Source organism: Dolichospermum sp. UHCC 0260, assembly GCF_009711985.1.
GTDB classification, from domain to species: domain Bacteria; phylum Cyanobacteriota; class Cyanobacteriia; order Cyanobacteriales; family Nostocaceae; genus Dolichospermum; species Dolichospermum lemmermannii.
The window spans coordinates 1-18147 of the sequence record NZ_VIKZ01000059.1 but is presented as its reverse complement, the minus strand read 5'-3'; the positions used below and the strand labels follow the sequence as shown (position 1 = coordinate 18147).

Below are 18147 nucleotides of genomic sequence, written 5' to 3'. Positions count from 1 at the left end.
GCGCAGCGTGGCGTAAGCCATATTCCCAGTCTGATAGCAAAAGTTGTCTTTTGATGACTAAATAAGCACAATATTTTTTAAATTGTTGAGTTTACTTTAGTAAACTTTGGTTATAAAGTTCAAATCTCAGCCGTTTCGGATATCCCTACTTACTATCATCACTTAGATGATTTGTGCATAAGATTGGACAATCTACAGATTTGTTTCCCGACCAATCTGTGAAGATATTATCATCTTTGTAATGTCTGGGTGTTTGCAGCATCAATTCCCATACTTTGCCAGCATTCAGCAAATTAAATTTCTCAGGATAATGTGTTTGTAATAGTGCTTGCACCATTGGCGCATAATCTGAATTTATGCCGGGAAAAATGTGATGTTCTGTATGGTAAGAAAAGTTTAAATGTAAAAGATCAAATAGTTTAGGAACTCGAATAGAGAGACTATTGATCAGCACATCATTTACACTTGTCATGGGACATAACATATGATTAGTATAGATATAAAATATCAACCCTGCATAGCCTATCCAAATGGGTAAAAAGTAGCTAAGAAGCAGTTTGATGGGATGGAATTCCAGGTAGGTTAAGATACTCGCATGAATGCCGGCAATCATTAATAATTCTAGTGCTATTGCTCGTCGTTCTTTCCCACTAACTGTAAAAGCCACCACAGGATATTGGGCTTTACCATTATTGAATAATAAAACTGAGGTGAGATTACGAAATGCGTGAACTCCCCAAGCATGACCCATGCCTATAAATAATAAAATAGGATTTACCTCAGCCGAAGGCACAAAAGCATTCTGAATCCATTTACCCCAATTTTTAGGTTGACTGTCCAAATAATTGCGATCTGGATCTTGTAAAGAATTTGTTTTATTGTGATGTTCTCGATTGTGTATAGCCTTCCATAAAGTTGGTGGCATCCATAACATTGTCAATCCTAATAAACTAATTACTTGTCTTAACCAGGGATTTTTAACCGTGCGGCTGTGCAGCAAATTGTGGGTGCTAAATAGGAGAACAATCACACTATTAGCCATCACTAATGCTAATGGCAAATACAGCCAAAGAAAATACCAATTCCAGTCATCAAGATGATTGGCGATTCCCCAACCCAGAATCATAATTGCTAGATTAATTAAAAGAATCCAGAGTTTATTGGTATCAGGAAGAAATGCCTCTGGTGGTAGTAAAGGACGCAGCTTTTTAGCATATTCTGCTTGGGTCATCCAAGTTTTTTGTGCAAGTGTATTCATGAATCTTTGTAGTTTTCTTTACAGGGTTATTAGTCCAAGTTTTGAGCAATTTTAAGTAGGGTTTGCTGAATAAGTACCCAAAGCGAACCTAGATGCCACACAGTGCTAAAAATGGTGGTTTGGGAGATTGGTTTCCAAATTCACTCCCTGATTTTCCATAGAAATGCAAGGATTTTGAGGCTCTAAATGCCATATCCTTGCACTTTTTTGTTCTCAAAATCCGCGAAACCCTTATTGAGAAGCGGTTCTAGCTTTACTCAGCAAGCCCTAAGTACAAGGTTGACTTTTTGGCGTTATCTTACTTTAATCCTGACAAATTAATGAAGTTCATCAAATAAATTTTGAGACAATAAAAATAGACATCATAGAAAGGTTATGTTGCCAATTTCATCTACATAATGACTTATTTAATTGTGAATTAATTTGTGCAATTACCTATTCAGGTAACTCCCCAGCATTACGAATGTTCTCTAAAATCAAGCCAGTTGCAGTCCGTTTAATCAAACCTGTTAAGACGTTCCCCGGACCAATTTCCACAACTTTCTCAATACCATTTTCTGGTAATTGCAAAGAAATTTCTCGCCAACGCACAGGACCTGTCATTTGTTGAGAAAGACGCTGTTTTAAAGTTTCCGCTGCTACCGCCGGAATTGGATCTACATTAGACAAAACTGGGACGGTTGCTGACTGAAAAATTACTGAATCGAGAACTTGTTGAAATTCTGTTGCTGCTGCTTTCATTAAATGGGAATGAAATGCGCCCGAAACCTTTAAGGGAATAGCCCGTTTAGCTTTGACTTGCGACATGACAGCCTGTACAGCTTCAGGAGTTCCAGAAATAACAACTTGGGCAGGACTGTTATCATTTGCTAAAACTACATTAGGTGTTTCGCTAATAACTTTTTCTAATTCTTCTCGGTCAAAGTTCATTAGTGCGGCCATCATTCCCCCAGCAGCACTATCCATTAATTCTGCCCGTCGTTTTACCAAATGCAACCCAGCAGACCATTCAAAGACACCAGCCACATAAAGGGCGATATATTCACCTAAACTATGACCTGCAACTAAGTCTGGTTGCTGTCCTTTTTCCCGCAAAATATCAGCAATAATACTTTCGATTACATATAAACTAGGTTGGGTATAAAGTGTCCGTGATAAGGTTTCAATATCACTTTGGCAGATATCTGTGACAGACCAGCCCAAAATTTCCTCAGCTTGAATAAATTTTTCTTTGGCAGATGGTAGATTTAACAAGTCTATTCCCATTCCCAGCGATTGAGAACCTTGTCCGGGAAACACCCATGCAGTTTTAGTCATTTGTTCTTTGTTAGTTGTTAGTTGTCAGTAGGGGCGAAGCATTTGGAAGATAAATTATCGGTCATTGCCAAAAATAGTTCTCCAAATGCTTCGCCCGTACAGTTGTCAGTTGTTCGTTGTTATTAATTTTCTGATTTTTAATTTTTAATTCTCAATTTTGAATTGTTTATCTTCCCCATTTAAAAATGGCTGCACCCCAGGAAAGACCGGCACCAAAACCAGATGCAGCAATAATATCATTGGGTTTGATTTTCCCGGCTCGCACTGCTTCATCTAACGCCAGGGGGATAGATGCGGCGGAGGTGTTACCATAGTCGGATACATTACTGATCACTTTATGTTCGGGAATCTCTAAGCGTTCAGCAACGGAATTGATAATTCTTTGATTTGCTTGATGTAATACCAGCCAATCTATATTTTCAACTTTGAGATTAGCTGCAAACAGGGCTTTGTCTATTACTTCTGGGACTTTTTGCACAGCGAAGCGGTAGACTTCTTTGCCGTTCATGGTAATGGGGTGATATTTGCCTGTAGATACATGAATATCTGGTGTCAGTTCTGTGGTAGAGGCGTTATAGGACAGGTTAAGACAATTGTTTTGAGAACCATCGCTTTTGAGGCAAAATCCTAATAGGCGATCGCTCTTATTAGCCTGTAATACCACTGCCCCAGCCCCATCACCAAATAACACACAACTGCGTCTATCTTGCCAATCTACCCACCGAGAGAGGATATCAGCCCCAATTAAGAGTACATTTTGATAAACACCTGTTCTGATGTATTGTGCGGCTGTAACTAAACCAAAGACAAAACCAGAACAAGCGGCGGTTAAGTCAAAGGCGACTGCTTTGGTAGCACCTAATTCGCCTTGAACACGGCAAGCAGTGCCAAATAGGTCATCAGGGGTGGAGGTGGCCAATAAAATTAAATCTATGTCTGCTGCTGTGATCCCGGCGGCAGCAATGGCCTGTTGACTAGCCGCAGTGGCCAATGATGCCAGTGAGTCAGGGGGCAACGCTAACCGTCTTTGACGAATTCCTGTTCTTGAGGCAATCCACTCATCTGATGTTTCTACCAGTTGAGTTAACTCTTGGTTGTGTAAACAAGTTGCTGGGACTGCTGAACCACTGCCTGTAATTGCTATACCACCGTTAAAAAAATTTTGCACTTCTTTTTTTCCTCAATTGTCAATTGTCATTTGTAAATTGTCAGTTGTCTTGTTTGTAAGCATTAATAACGAGTACCAATGACAATCCCAATTTTAGATTTGAGATCAAGAACAATAGATTTATAAAAGTAATTATGAATCTAAAATCCGCAATCTAAAATTGGATGACAAGTGACAAATGGCTGTTAGCGGAGGATCTCTACTTTTGAGAAGTAATAGTTAACTACTTTCATTTTGGAGAATTTGATATTGGGATTGAAGTCTTTCTAACACCTGATTATCTACGGCTTCTTTAGCCATGCGAATGGCACTAAAAATAGATGGTGCTTGGGAACTGCCATGACCAATAAAACAAATACCGCTGACACCCAAAAGCAAAGCGCCTCCATGTTCAGCGTGATCCATGCGCTGTTTAACGCGTTTTAAGTTGGGTTTTAAAATCGCTGTACCGATTTGACCGTGTATCCCTTGGGGTAATTCTTCTCGGAGAATTTGCAGAATTACTCCGCCAACTGCTTCGGCAAATTTTAATAAAATATTACCCACAAAGCCGTCGCAAACAATCACATCAAATTCACCGGACAATACATCACGCCCTTCAGCATTACCAGTGAAATTAATTTGAGTATTTTCCCGTAACAATTGGTGGGCGCGAAGAACTACTTCGTTACCTTTAGTATCTTCTTCGCCAATATTCAATAAACCTATTTTGGGATTTTCTGTTCCCAAAACATACTGACTGTAAATTGAACCCATGACTGCAAACTGCTCTAAAAACTTAGGGCGACAGTCTACATTAGCACCGACATCCAGGATCATTACTGGCTTGCCTGCTTTGATGGTGGGGAATACTGTGCCAATTGCTGGGCGGTCAATTCCCGGTAATCTTCCTAAGCGTAGCAAAGCTGAGGCCATGGCTGCCCCAGAGTGTCCAGCAGAAAATACAGCATCTGCTTGTTGATTTTTAACTAAATCCATCGCTATGTTGATGGAAGATTTCCGCTTGCGTCTAACTGCGTTGAGAGGATCTTCATCCATAGCGATCATTTCCTCGGCAGGAACAATCTCCAAATCCGCCATAGTTGTCTTTGGCGGCATTACAGCCTCGATTTGTTGGGGATCTCCAACCAGTAATATTTTTACACCCAATTCCTCTCGCGCCCGCAGTGCGCCGGCGACGATTTCAGCGGGTGCATGATCTCCCCCCATTGCGTCAATTGCGATCCTTACACCAGTCGATCCCATTGCTCAGAGCTTATAGAAACCTTACAAATTTTATCAGATTGCAATACTTAAAAATTCAGAATTCTCAAAAAAGCATAAGAAAATCTATTTTTTCTGCAACTAAGAGAATTCAGGAGCTTGCATTAATTGAAATATAACGATACCTAATTAAGCATACAGGTATTTTGAATAGGACTGGGAAAGGTAAGGTTAAAGCTTTTTTATGCTCTTTTACCGTTCACCGGAAAATATGTGAATGAACTACCCCTTGCTAATTACTATAAAGGCGTTTTCTAGATGATAATAGACTGAAATTATAGCAGACCAAACAACAAAAATGAGATTTACAGTCCCCAGTAACTACAATTTTCTAGGCAGATTTTACCGACTGGCAAGCATCAGCGTGCTTGCTAATATGATGGTTCCTTTGGCTGGTTTGGTAGATATTGCTTTTTTAGGGCATTTAACAGATATTCGACATTTAGCAGGAGTAATTTTAGCAACTATTCTCTTTGATTATCTTTATCGAGTATTAAAGTTCATGCGTTCTAGCACCAATGCTATAACGGCTCAAGCTGTTGGTAAAAATGATGATAAAGCAGTAGTTTTAGCTGGTTTACGGAGTGGTTTAATTGCTTTACTAGTGGGTTTAATTATTGTTTTATTGCAATATCCTTTACAAAAAATTGGTTTTTTCATTTTGAGTGGTTCTTCAGATATTGAATCTGCTGGAGTTGATTATTTTTATGCGCGAATTTGGGGCGCACCTGCTGTCCTCCTCAATTTTGTTTTATTTGGTTGGTTTTTAGGTAGAGAAATGAATTGGGTGATGCTATTAATGTCAATTGTCGGTAATGGTTCTAATGTATTGTTAGATTATTTGATGATTTCTAAATGGGGTTGGGCAAGTGTAGGGGCAGGTTTAGCAACAGCATTAAGCCAGTATTTAGCTTTAATCGTGGGTTTAATATGGATGTTTTTTACTATTCCTTGGCAAGCTGTACCAGCAGCCATTCAAGAATTATTTGATTGGGTAGCTTTAAAGGAAACTTTTGCGTTAAAAGGTAATATTTTGATTCGGTTTTTAGTATTAATTTCTGTCTATTCTATTTTTACTAATTTAAGTGCAACCATGGGAGCAACTGTTTTAGCGCAAAATGGTTTACTACTCCAAATTGCTCTTTTGAGTCAGTTTACAATTCAAGGGGTAGGGGTAACAATGCAAACTCTGACAGGTAATTTTAAAAGCAAAGGTAATACTCAACAGATCATCCCTTTATTAATAGTTTCTCTAGTTACGAGTGTGGTGATTGCATTAGGTTTTGCCGGGACATCTATTTTCTTTCCTAATCAGGTATTTGGATTATTAACCAATCATATAGAAGTGAATCAAGATATCAACCAATATACCATTTGGTTACTGCCTATTTTAGTAATGACTGCCATTACTTTTATGCTAGAAGGTTACTTTATTGGTTTAAAGGAAGTTGCAACTTTACGGAATGCGGTATTATTATCTTTTGTAGTGGGTTTTATCCCCTTACTAATTGCAGCTTGGTATTTTCATAATAATCATTTATTGTGGTCTACTTTATTGTCTTACATGACAAGTAATATGATTTTATTAGGTGTATCTGTACCCCAAACATTTAAAGATAAAAGTTTAGAAAATCAGCCATTAATTTCCAGATAAGACTCCCATTTGTTTTTTCAGATCCCCGACTTCTTCGAGAAGTCGGGGATCTTGTCTTGTCCAGATTAGAGGAAATTAAATTAACTCAAAACCCAGCTAACCAGTGTTCTCACACCAAAACCAGTTGCACCGGCACCATTGTAGCCATGTTCCTTATCAGCCCAAACTGGTCCGGCAATATCTAAATGCGCCCAAGGGGTATCTTTAACAAACTGTTTGAGGAACAAAGCCGCAGTAATAGAACCGCCATAACGGGGTCCGGTATTTTTCATGTCGGCAATACCAGATTTAAGTCCGTCAAAATATTTGTCTTCCATTGGCATCCGCCAAATTTTCTCACCGGCACTATCAGCGGCTGTTTGCAGTTGGCAAGCTACCGCATCATCTGGTGTAAATAAACCAGCGATATCTTCACCCAAAGCTACCACACAAGCACCTGTGAGAGTAGCTAAATCAACGATCGCATCCACACCCAATTTATCAGCATAAACCAAGGCATCAGCCAAGGTTAACCGCCCTTCAGCATCGGTGTTATTAACTTCGATGGTTTTGCCATTTGATGCAGTTAAGATGTCTCCAGGGTGCATAGCCTTACCGCTAATCATGTTTTCGGTGACGGCGGAGATAAAGTGAACTTCTACATCTGGTTTTAACTGCCCAATGGCTTTGGCTGCACCTAAAGTTGCGGCTGCACCACCCATATCCATTTTCATGGTTTCAATGCCGCTACCAGCCCCTTTAATGTTCAAACCACCGGAATCAAAAGTTACGCCTTTCCCGATAATTGCCAGTTTTCGTCTCGGTGTGGTGGCTGGTTTGTAGATGAGGTGAATGAATTTTGGTGGTAAATCAGAAGCTTGGGCAACTCCCAAAAATGCTCCCATACCGAGGTTTTCACATTCTTCCTGTTCGAGAATTTCCAGTTCTAACCCGTATTCGTGAGCGATCGCTTGGGCAGTTTCTGCCATAGTAATAGATGTAACCGCGTTAGCTGGGGCTGCTACTAACTGTCTCGCCAAAATCACACCAGAAACAATTTGATTAGCACGGGCAATAGCAGCTTCTTGTCCTGCTAAACCAAGTAAATCAATAGTTTCGATCTGGGGATTTTTATCTTCTGGTTCAGATTTAAAGCGAATATCTTGGTAAAGTGCTAATTCTATGCCTTCAGTCAATGCCTGGGCTGTGGCGGCTGAATCATTGTTCCACAGTGGTAAACTGATTCCCAGGGTTTTGGTTTTTTGCTTTTTGGCGGTTCGGGCTACAGTAGCCGCAACCCGGCGTAAATTTTCTAATTTCAGCGCGTCTGGTTTCCCTAAACCCACCAAAATCAGCTTCCGCACGGCATGGGTCGCACCTAAGCGAATGACGATGATGCTATTTGCCTTACCTGTAAATTCTTCTTCGGCAATAACTTCTTGGACAATTCCCGCACATTTATCATTTAAGCTGGCAAGATCACCAGTTAACTCTACTGCGTCTTCAAATAAGCCAATGGCTAAAGTATCACCAGTCCAATCTAATAATGCTGTATTTGTAGGTTGAATCGTCATTTTTGTAAGTTCTGTTGATCTTCCGTCATGTACCAGTATTGCTCAAATTTTCTGAATCATGGGCGTTTGACGCAACGTCTTGACAATCTGGTAGAATTAGAAACAGTTTACAAAGTTTTATCTGTTTTTTAGAAATCTGCTGCTTGTAAAAATTATTAATATGTCTAAAGATACAAATCAACCCCAACTACCACCAACTAGTGCCATTGAGAGTGTAACTAATGTTGCATTTGAAAATTGGTTTGAATATCCAGTTAGGGCGCAACCTCACCATACTGACTACGCAGGTATTGTTTGGCATGGCACTTATTTGACCTGGATGGAAGAAGCACGGGTAGAATGCTTGCGTTCTATTGGCATTGAATTTGCTGATTTAGTGGCGTTAGGTTGTGATTTGCCTGTAGTGGAGTTGTCAATCCGTTATCATCGGTCGGTGCAGTTAGGGATGTCAGTCTTAGTAAAAACACGGATGGCTGAGGTGACTGGAGTGCGAATGAACTGGGACTATACCCTTGTTTCTCCTGATGGTCAGGATTTATACATTACTGCTCAGGTGACGTTAGTGGCTTTAGATCGGGAAAAGGGGAAAATTATGCGGCAGTTACCACCCGCGTTTCAAGATGCTTTAGCGAAGATTTCTGGATCTCGGAAGATTGGGTAATTATTAAATTTTAATTGTCACTTTTTCACTGGCGTTTGGGAGAAAGTTTGAGCAAATTGGCTGATTTGCTGCCAAATATCTTGGGGAGTAATACCGAAACCAAAGTATAATAACATGACAACAGCGGCAGAGATAATGGCCGTTTTAATCGTGGTTTTAATTAGTTTCCAGAGAATGATAAAAACTATCCAAGCTACTAATAAGGTAATAATCATAAAATTAGGAAATAGGGAATTGATACTGAGTTTTTTCCCAAATTAAACAGTAAAATCAGGATAATAAACTATTCTGGGGAAAAATTGCAACCTTCCTGGGCTAGATGCTTCTAATATATTGGTAAAGTGTAACTTTTATGCCAAGCTGTACTAGTGGTCTGTCAAGATAAAAATGATGGACTGTAGTGTGAGCGTCTCGCTCACGCGGGCAAGACTTGTACTGAGCAAGCGATGCCCTGAGCCTGTCGAAGGGTCGAAGTATGCCCGCACTACCAAAAACCCGTCAAAATAAATTTGACAGACTACTAGTTAGAAGCATGAACTACGAAATAGCCCGGAAACTACTCATAGACCAAACCAGCAGCCCAGATAATCCAGATACTCTGCTAAGTCGTTTACAACAAGGTAAACCTCCAGTTCCGGGTCAAGTGACTTCCACCCTGTTAGCTTTAAAGGTGGTATTTGAAGCCTTGAAAACAGCACCCAGCTTAGATAGAGAACTGGTTTTTGCTTTATATCAATTGGCTGTGAAAGCACAAAGACTTTTTGCAGCGGGACGAAAAGCAGGTGTGGACTGGCCGCCCCTGCTTAATGAGGATTTAGTCCGAATTTCCTTGGCGGCTGAAAGTATTTTTTCTGGCACATGGCAAACTTTGTAACTGCGAAATATAGCAGGAATTAAATGATTATGGACTCGAATTGTTCGTGTCAACCTACAGTATTATTTAGCAGTATTTATCCTGAGAACCAAGGTATCAGAGAACAAGGCAAAATCAATAACTTCAGTAAAGATTGTTTGAGCATTTTTTTAGTTATACATCGCTACTTTAATTACTTTCCGTGCCTTCATATCCATGAATACCTGTTCTAAATCCTGTAAAGGTCGGTGTTCACTAATAAGTAAGTCAAAAGGAATTGTACCACTAGCGATGAGCGATAAGGCTGCTTTCACATATTCTGGTGTATTGTGAAATACGCCTTTGAGAGTAAGTTCACTATAGTGCAATTGTTCGGTATTGACAGAAATTGTGGTATCTCTTGGACAACCACCAAATAAATTGATAGTTGCACCAGGACGACCGCAAGCGATCGCCGTTTCCCAAACACTCGGTACACCAGTAGCCTCTATAACTACATCTGCACCCCAACCAGCGGTTAATTCCCTAACTGTGTTGGCAATATCCGTAACTTGATGATAATTAAAAGTCTTTGCTGCACCGAACCTTTCACCAATTTCTAACCGTTGATTATTCCCACCCCACAATATCACCTCAGTATATTCCGCTAATACTGCCACAAACATCAAGCCAATTGCGCCATCACCCAAAACTACTACTTTATCATGGGGTTTGACACTGGCACGGCTGATACCATGTAATACACAAGCTAAAGGTTCAGTCATCGCCGCTAATACTAAGGGTAAATGTTTAGGAACTGGTAATAAATTATGCCAAACAATGGGAGCAGGAATTTTCAGATATTCCGCAAATGTCCCATTATTCCAAGTTAAATGGGGACATAAAGAATATTCTTGGCGTTGACAAAAGAAACATTTCATGCAGGGAGCAGAATTATTTGCTACCACGCGATCGCCTACCCGCCAATTCGTCACCCCAGCGCCGACAGCGACAATCCGTCCCGCACCTTCATGACCAAATAGTGTCGGCGGTGTCAACATTTTAGCATGGCCACCACGTCGCCATACCTTCAAATCTGTCCCACAAGTAGTGGCTGCTTCCACCTGAATCACCACCTCGCCGGCTTCGGGAGTCGGGTCAGGAACTTGTTCTAGGCGTAAATCCTCTTGTCCGTAGAGTAGTGCTGCTAACAAAATTTTTCACCCATAAAAAAGAAGTATGGCTTAAACCACGCTATCAAAACCTATTAAATACGCTTTTATACCATACTTAATGACATCGGCATATATTTTGTATTTAAAATTAGCAATTCCTGCTTTTACCTAAATTTATGCTGATGAGTTTTCTATTCCCCATGTTGAAAAATTCAAGAACTCAAAGCCGTTTGGGGTAAAACTTCTTGATTACGGGTTTCCAACTTAGATAGTAGATTAGATCCACTACTTGTATTTAAAACTGGTACTTCTTGTCTACAGGAAAGACAAAACCAATAAACCTCATGATGACGGACATGACGCAGAATTGAACCTCCACAACAGGGGCAGGTGTTAACTATGATACTCATAAAATGTCCTCCTTAAAAAAATTAAACCCTGGCAATGTTATGATTGATCTCGACATCACCATTAAACAATTCAAAATTCTAAATTTATGGTTTATTTAGTAACATTCATTTTTTATAGTTTTTTATTCCCCCATTCGCAATTCTCAGATTTAGAGAAATTGGTGGTAAAAACCTCTCAATAAATGCTAAATTAACCAGCTTTATGGGATATTTATCCAAGCTGATTCTTTGATCAAACCAATGAAAACCTGTGAGAACATTATCAAACTATAAACTAGTATAGTCCTTATTCATCTATCTTAGGGATCATAAATATATAATTTTCATGAGATAATTACTTTACCATTATTTTGCAGTCGTTTTAATAATTAACTCATGAAAATTGCTACTTGGAATGTGAATTCTGTGCGGACACGTTTAGAACAGGTTATCAATTGGTTAACAGAAAATCCGGTTGATGTTTTGTGTTTACAAGAAACCAAAGTCATAGACAAGGACTTTCCTAATCTTGCGTTTGAAAATTTAGGCTATTATCCGTATATTTCCGGGCAAAAATCTTATAATGGTGTGGCTTTAATTAGTCGTCAACCTTTGACAGATGTAAATGTGGGTTTTGGTGCTATTTTGCCAGAAATAGCATCAGCATGGGATGAACAAAAACGGGTAATTTCTGGTGTAATTGAAGGAGTAAGAATTGTTAATCTTTATGTTCCCAATGGTTCAGCTATCGGTAGCGACAAGTATGAATATAAGTTAGGCTGGTTAAAAATTCTCAAGGAATATTTACAGAGTTTACTATTATCAAATCCTGCTATTTCTATGTGTGGTGATTTTAATATTGCCTTAGAAGATATAGATATTAATGATAAGGTAAAGATAGATAATCACATTATGGCATCTGCATTAGAACGTCAAGCGTTACGAGATGTTCTCAGTTTAGGTTTTGGAGATGCTTTTCGTAAATTTAACAACGCAGGAGAAAATTATAGTTGGTGGGATTATCGGACTGCTGCTTTTAAGCGTAATTTAGGTTGGCGAATAGATCATCATTATCTTACACCAACTTTGTATGAACGCGCCCAAAGTTGCACTATTGATATTGAACCCCGGAAGTTAGTTCAACCTAGTGATCATACACCAGTAATTGTGGAATTTTAACAGATTTTAGATTTCAGATCCCCGACTTCTTTGAGAAGTCGGGGATCTAGTTTTTCTTGTTTTTCAATTATCTCCCTAACAATAAACCTCTAAAGAAATAAATCATATTTGTGAATATCTGTTCTATCCATAATATAGACTGATCTAACCATTCCAGAATTTGTTCTAATGGGTGTTTTTCATAACCTAATGATGTAGCAGAAATATCAATCCAGTCAGGTTTAAAATTAAATCCTTGGCTGGTTTGACTATCTATTTCTGGAAATTCCTCATTTTTGGGTTCGGTTGCTTGCTGACCTATTTTGCGGTGAATCTCAGGGAATTCTCTTTTTGCTTGAGGTTGCTGTACTGATTCCTCAAGTTTGGTATTTGTTTCACCAAATAAATCATTCCATGTCAACCAATTATCTCCTAAAGAATCACGAGAATCTAACTGATTATTTGATAATAAAACCTTTTTAAAATCAGATTTATTTTGGACTTTTTCTGGAGAAGAATTTGAGTCAATTTGATAATTATTTCTACCTCCAAAAAAGTAATTTATCGCGGCTGCTATTAAATCAGAAATTTGTAGTTGCGGAGATTTTAAATCATCGTGATTAACTGCTAATCCATTAACCTGATTTTGGAAATGATTGACAATTTCCTGGCTATGTTTTTGGACAGGAACTAAAGTCGTAGTTTCTAAATTAGCAATTAATTGATCGAGAAATCCAAAAAGTTTAATGGGATTTAATAGAGATTTTCGTGCTATGATAGAATCTTCGTCAGTTAGCTTATTCAGCAGATGATCAATTTTGGGCAATAATTCTTTTTGCTGGTAAGCAATTAATTGTAAAGAATACCGATATTCGCTAATTTCGCTATTAATTCTATCTGCTAATTTGACGTTTTGCTGCGGTGTTAAAACATCGAAAATCCGATTATCAGCACTGACTAAGACCAAGTTTCGGGTTTGTAATTCTATCGCAATTCCCTGTACTGTAGGTATATGCTGTTGGAGAGTATTTTCTGAAGTTGGAAAATTCGGCTTGGGAAAAATTTTCTCCCACAAAGATCCTAAAAATGTGAAGGGATTTGTTTTTGGGGAAGTTGGTAAATCAGCATCTCCAGGAGGAAGATTTTTGACAACATCTAATATAATTTGAATTGGTGCGTCACTAGAGGGGGGAGTTGATGAATGTAATTGTTTTGCTGTGCCATTTTGTTGCCATAATTGGTAAAGTGGATAAAGTAGAGAACCTACACCCAACCCAGTAGCAACTTGCAAATTTTTGACGGTGTTTTCCCATTTTTGTGTCAACCGTCGAGAATGCTGGTAGACAAAGTTAAAGAGTTTGCTTTGATAGCGGTTTGAAGAATCGGAAGACATGGTAGGTAATTATGTGTAAGTTGTAGGGTGAGGTTATGAAACTCCCAGCAAGTTGTAAATTTTCGTCAGTGTCAATTATTTATATTATTTTATTGGAACTATGAATCTTCCTGTATCCTCATTAAATACCAAATCTATATCCACAGCAATTGAAAATTTGCGTTCTTGTTGTCAAGTTGATATCCAGTCCACCTGGAGATATCAGGAAACTGACGAGGTAGTTAGTGATTTTATCCCATTTAGTGTAACTGATTGGCAACCTGTTGATTGAGCTAAATCAAAAAACCCGGGTTTATCGGGAAGATTGATGATATATTAACCAAAATCAGGAATAGGGTAAAAGGGTGAATCTGATGATAGGTACAACTATAGGTGGACGCTACTATATTACTAGCTTATTAGGAATAGGTGGATTTGGGACTACCTATTTAGCACGAGACACCCAACTTCCCGGAAACCCCGTTCTTGTAGTTAAGCATTTTACACCAGCAACTACAGACCCAAAAGCCGAAGAATTATTTGTACGAGAAGCACAAACCTTAAAAAACCTCAAACATCCACAAATACCAAATATTCTAGCATATATTACAGAAAATCAACAGCTTTATATAGTTCAAGAATTTATTGACGGACATGATTTAAAGGAAGATTTACGTCCGGGTATTCCTCTCCATGAAGATTTTGTCATTAAGTTACTTCAAGAAATTCTCGAAGTATTAGTATATATTCATGATCAAGAGGTAATTCACCGCGATTTAAAACCCAGTAATATTAGAAGACGAGAAACTGATAATAAAATAGTTATCATTGATTTTGGTGCAGTTAAAAAAATCATCACTCAACAATTAGGAAATCAACAAAATAATATTACTTATATTGGGAGTCCTGGTTATGCACCCAAAGAACAAACACAGGGAAAACCAGAATTTAGTAGTGATATTTATGCTGTAGGAATGATTGGGATTCAAGCATTGACAGGGAAAGATCCTGGAAAGTTAGAATTAGATAGTCAGACAGAAAAGGTGATTTGGCGTAATCAGATCAAGGTTAGTGATGAATTTGCAGCTATTTTGAATAAAATGGTCGAACCAAATTTGAAAGATCGTTATCGCACGGCAACAGAAGCATTAGAAGCATTAGCACAGATTTCATCAACACCGACACCACCAACACCACTACCAACACCACTACAACCAGCGACACCACTACAACCACCAACACCATCTAAAAATAAGTATCTTTTGCTAAAAATTGCCCCTGTAGGGTTAATGATAATCATTGGGGTGATTGTATTCTTAAAACGTCCTATTCCCGAATGTGATGGGAAATTAACAACTTATCAAAATAGTGAACATAATCTCAATATTGACTATCCCCAATGCTGGGAAAAGAACACAACCCCAAATCTCACAAATGGGAAGGTAGTGACATTTAGAAAACCTCAAAAAAATGTCAGTTTGATTATTATGATTCCTGAATATTCAGGAACTTTAAAACAGTATCAAGAAAGCAGAGAAAAGGCTATCAAAAGGGACTTAGAATCGTCACAGGTAATAGACAGAAATGAACCTACTATTGCAGGTGGAGACGGGAGAGAAATCATTGTTACAAGTGAAGATAATGGGGAGAAAATAAAAAATATGTATGTGATGACATTGAGAGGAAATAAAGCTTATTTAATTAACTATACTGCAACAATGGATGATTATGATAGGTTTTTACCAACAGTAGAAAAAATGATTGAATCATTAAAAATTAATTAGATAGGTAAACTAAAAATGGCTTAATTACTTGATAATACAGGTAGGGGTTTAGCATTGCTAAACCCTTACACATTGAGGATTTTTTGAGATCAATTTGTCTGAATCAGGATATCCAGGATTTGAGGATTTTCAGGATAAAAATAATGTTCTTTTCGTGCGTTCCTGTGTGTTATGTTTCGCGCAAAGTGGCAAAGGAGTAAAGACGCAAAGAGGAAAGTAACTATGAGAATAATAGAAAATTCCCACAATCTCATTATTCAAATATAATATTGAATTAAGACACAAGAGTTATATCAATTAGTTAAAAATTAACTCTGATTTGAGGAATTTTAATTAATTCATTAGCATTGACACTAACATCTATTGTCCCAAAACCTCCACGACCAGGTTTAACGGTATCATAACGCATTGTTACCCCTGTATCTGAATAATTATTAGGATAAGAATTAAACGTTCCAGAATCAGACCATCCCCGCATATCTGAATAGGTTGTACCGCCATCTAAACTAGGTATAATTGATGTGTTAACTTCTGAATGATCCATATAGCGATTTTTTTTGAGATATGCAGCAGCATGACTCATTCCGACGGAAGCCGGTCCACCTACCGTTGCAATAGTTTCTCGGTTATCTTCAATTCGAGGAAAAGCAAAACCAACGCTATTAGCAAGAGGTTCTTGACGCTGAGATACAGCAATAATTTTATATTGATCTCGAGGATCATTGACTTGTGCAACACCAGCAGTAGCAAATTGCTGACGATTAAATTCTCTTTTTGCTAACATTGCATCCTGACGTTCTTTGTACCATTGTTCAGTCTGCATTTGGAAATAACCAAAAGCACTCACTAACAAGGTTTCAAATAATCCTTTTAGGACAATAGCATCTGATGGTTGAGGATTATACAAGCCCAAGTTAACAACAAATGAGCCACCACCAATTAAACTATATTGAATAAACTTTCTACGTTTCATCGGCTTTTTATTGTAAAGTGTCTTGAAAGAAAATAAGTTGAGGACAATAATTTTCATTAGCACTTGATCCTTTCAGACATTCTACTTCTAAAGCAATGCTACGAACATTGGTAACATCTATTGGTAAACGAAGAAGTTGTCCTTTCATTACATCTTGATATTTATATGAGTTTCCATCTCGATAAATAGATAAACGGACAATTGAACCATTAACCAAACTATTATTATCAGCAACACCAAAGGCGAGATTTAAAGTTTTATATCTTGGTTTTTGTCCTGCTTCACTTAGTCTACAAGCAACCTGATTTACGTTATTTTTGTAAATACCTGATCTCCAATTACGGTCGCTAAACATAGCTACACCCTTGAATATTTGCAGTCCAACGGGAAAATCTTTATTGATAGCTTGATAATTTCCACTTTCTATTGTTTGACAAGACATTGTACCTAAAGAACTAACACCTTTAGGTGGGTTTTTAGCATCTACTAAAGTTGTACTAGAGACTAAAACTGTAGCAGTCATTAAGGCAGCAATCAATTGACGAAGTTTCAGCATCATTTTTCCTATGATTTGATATTTTGTAATATTATTTAACCTTTGGTGATGATTTAAAACAGTATTCACATCTAAAAAGGCTAGTAACTGGACTTTTATTCTAAGCGTTGTTTAATCAAGCTTTTACGCACATCTTTCACGTCTCCCTAACCCGCCTGGGAATGAATTCCCAGTCTAATAGTTCAAGTCCACTGAAGTGGACTAAAAGCCCTTTCCAGTCGTCTTGAGACGACTTTTGCTATGAGACTCCGAATTAATTCGGAGGCGGTTGTTGGAACTGTTGCAAGATGTGAGTTTAGCAATTATTGAAAAGTCAATATCCTAGCAGTTTTTAGTACACTCCAAAAATCACAATTCTCAGATTATCACAATTATTGTAATTTTCTAATTATATCTTGGACTTTTCTTAACGATTCTTCATTTCCCCCCTGTTGCTGATATAATTTCACGGCTTGCTGTAAGTCAGATATCCCTTGCAATTTATTTCCCAAAACAGCATAGGCCAGTCCACGTCCTATGTAGTGTTCGGCTAAGTTAGGATTTCTTTTGATAGCTTGGTTAAAATCATCTATAGCGCCTTGGTTATTTCCTGATTCATAACGGGCATTTCCTCGGCTATGGTAGGCATAGGGATCATTAGGATTTCTTTTGATAGCCTCATTGTAATCTGCCATTGCTCCCTGTTTATCTCCCAATTCGTAACGGGCAATTCCCCGGTTGTTGTAAACTTGGACTAAGTTAGGATTAATTTTGATAGCTTGGTTATAATTGGCTATTGCTGTTTGTTTATCTCCTAAAAAAGAATAGACATTTCCTCGGTTGTTGTAGGCTTCGGCATATTGAGGATTAATTTTGATAGCTTGGTTGAAATCTGCTATTGCTGCTGGTTTATCTCCTAAAAAAGAATAGATATTTCCCCGTCTAAAATAGGCTTCTGCATATTTAGAATCAAGTCTAATTGCCTCATTATAAGCTACTATTGCCCCTTTATAATCTCTCTTAGCATACTTGTCACCAGCTAACGCATAATAACA

The 18147-nt window shown here is 38.1% G+C and carries 18 protein-coding genes; 6 read left to right on the top strand and 12 right to left on the bottom strand.

The window, feature by feature from the left end:
* Positions 1–145: 145 nt before the first annotated feature.
* The 4 genes from FJR08_RS19090 to plsX form a co-directional block, all read right to left on the bottom strand.
* Entirely contained in the window at positions 146–1258 is a 1113-nt protein-coding gene (locus FJR08_RS19090) for a fatty acid desaturase (RefSeq protein WP_168634223.1), read from the bottom strand.
* Positions 1259–1693: 435 nt separating this feature from the next.
* Positions 1694–2575, bottom strand: coding sequence for an ACP S-malonyltransferase (gene fabD, locus FJR08_RS19085; RefSeq protein ID WP_168634222.1), 882 nt, complete (start codon positions 2573–2575; stop codon positions 1694–1696).
* 166 nt (positions 2576–2741) lie between these two features.
* Positions 2742–3743, bottom strand: coding sequence for a beta-ketoacyl-ACP synthase III (locus FJR08_RS19080; RefSeq protein ID WP_015078293.1), 1002 nt, complete (start codon positions 3741–3743; stop codon positions 2742–2744).
* A gap of 219 nt (positions 3744–3962) precedes the next feature.
* Positions 3963–4988 (bottom strand): phosphate acyltransferase PlsX, encoded by a 1026-nt coding sequence (gene plsX, locus FJR08_RS19075; RefSeq protein ID WP_015078292.1) that lies wholly within the window; start codon positions 4986–4988, stop codon positions 3963–3965.
* 316 nt (positions 4989–5304) lie between these two features.
* Between plsX and gntT the strand changes: the two genes are divergently transcribed.
* The gene (gntT, locus tag FJR08_RS19070) at positions 5305–6660 is read left to right on the top strand and encodes a guanitoxin biosynthesis MATE family efflux transporter GntT (RefSeq protein ID WP_168634221.1); all 1356 of its coding nucleotides are present in this window, start codon (positions 5305–5307) and stop codon (positions 6658–6660) included.
* A gap of 80 nt (positions 6661–6740) precedes the next feature.
* Here gntT and FJR08_RS19065 read toward each other — a convergent pair whose 3' ends face one another.
* Positions 6741–8213, bottom strand: coding sequence for a leucyl aminopeptidase (locus FJR08_RS19065; RefSeq protein ID WP_168634220.1), 1473 nt, complete (start codon positions 8211–8213; stop codon positions 6741–6743).
* A 160-nt stretch (positions 8214–8373) separates the two neighbouring features.
* On the opposite strand from FJR08_RS19065, the gene FJR08_RS19060 reads away from it, so the two are divergent.
* Positions 8374–8874 (top strand): thioesterase family protein, encoded by a 501-nt coding sequence (locus FJR08_RS19060; protein ID WP_015078289.1) that lies wholly within the window; start codon positions 8374–8376, stop codon positions 8872–8874.
* Between the two features lie 17 nt (positions 8875–8891).
* On the opposite strand, the gene FJR08_RS19055 is transcribed toward FJR08_RS19060, so the two are convergent.
* Entirely contained in the window at positions 8892–9089 is a 198-nt protein-coding gene (locus FJR08_RS19055) for a hypothetical protein (protein WP_168634219.1), read from the bottom strand.
* Between the two features lie 317 nt (positions 9090–9406).
* Here FJR08_RS19055 and FJR08_RS19050 point away from each other — a divergent pair, with 317 nt between their 5' ends.
* A complete protein-coding gene (locus tag FJR08_RS19050) occupies positions 9407–9748 on the top strand; it encodes a Dethiobiotin synthetase (protein WP_168634231.1) in 342 nt (113 codons plus the stop codon).
* A gap of 149 nt (positions 9749–9897) precedes the next feature.
* Here FJR08_RS19050 and FJR08_RS19045 read toward each other — a convergent pair whose 3' ends face one another.
* Positions 9898–10920 (bottom strand): zinc-binding dehydrogenase, encoded by a 1023-nt coding sequence (locus FJR08_RS19045; RefSeq protein WP_168634218.1) that lies wholly within the window; start codon positions 10918–10920, stop codon positions 9898–9900.
* 173 nt (positions 10921–11093) lie between these two features.
* Positions 11094–11291: a hypothetical protein gene (locus FJR08_RS19040; protein WP_168634217.1), complete on the bottom strand. Its 198-nt coding sequence runs from the start codon at positions 11289–11291 to the stop codon at positions 11094–11096.
* A gap of 375 nt (positions 11292–11666) precedes the next feature.
* Between FJR08_RS19040 and xth the strand changes: the two genes are divergently transcribed.
* Entirely contained in the window at positions 11667–12449 is a 783-nt protein-coding gene (gene xth, locus FJR08_RS19035) for an exodeoxyribonuclease III (protein WP_168634216.1), read from the top strand.
* 67 nt (positions 12450–12516) lie between these two features.
* Here the strand turns inward: xth and FJR08_RS19030 are convergent, their stop codons facing one another.
* The gene (locus tag FJR08_RS19030) at positions 12517–13821 is read right to left on the bottom strand and encodes a hypothetical protein (RefSeq protein WP_168634215.1); all 1305 of its coding nucleotides are present in this window, start codon (positions 13819–13821) and stop codon (positions 12517–12519) included.
* 100 nt (positions 13822–13921) lie between these two features.
* On the opposite strand from FJR08_RS19030, the gene FJR08_RS19025 reads away from it, so the two are divergent.
* Complete coding sequence (locus FJR08_RS19025; protein WP_168634214.1) at positions 13922–14092, top strand: hypothetical protein; 171 nt, start codon at positions 13922–13924, stop codon at positions 14090–14092.
* A gap of 82 nt (positions 14093–14174) precedes the next feature.
* Positions 14175–15584 (top strand): serine/threonine-protein kinase, encoded by a 1410-nt coding sequence (locus FJR08_RS19020; RefSeq protein WP_168634213.1) that lies wholly within the window; start codon positions 14175–14177, stop codon positions 15582–15584.
* A 301-nt stretch (positions 15585–15885) separates the two neighbouring features.
* Here the strand turns inward: FJR08_RS19020 and FJR08_RS19015 are convergent, their stop codons facing one another.
* From FJR08_RS19015 to FJR08_RS19005, 3 genes are all read right to left on the bottom strand, one after another.
* The gene (locus FJR08_RS19015; protein ID WP_168634212.1) at positions 15886–16557 is read right to left on the bottom strand and encodes a hypothetical protein; all 672 of its coding nucleotides are present in this window, start codon (positions 16555–16557) and stop codon (positions 15886–15888) included.
* Positions 16558–16564: 7 nt separating this feature from the next.
* Complete coding sequence (locus tag FJR08_RS19010) at positions 16565–17116, bottom strand: hypothetical protein (RefSeq protein ID WP_168634211.1); 552 nt, start codon at positions 17114–17116, stop codon at positions 16565–16567.
* A gap of 368 nt (positions 17117–17484) precedes the next feature.
* The coding region (locus FJR08_RS19005; protein ID WP_168634210.1) for a tetratricopeptide repeat protein at positions 17485–18147 on the bottom strand (663 nt) is incomplete at its 5' end.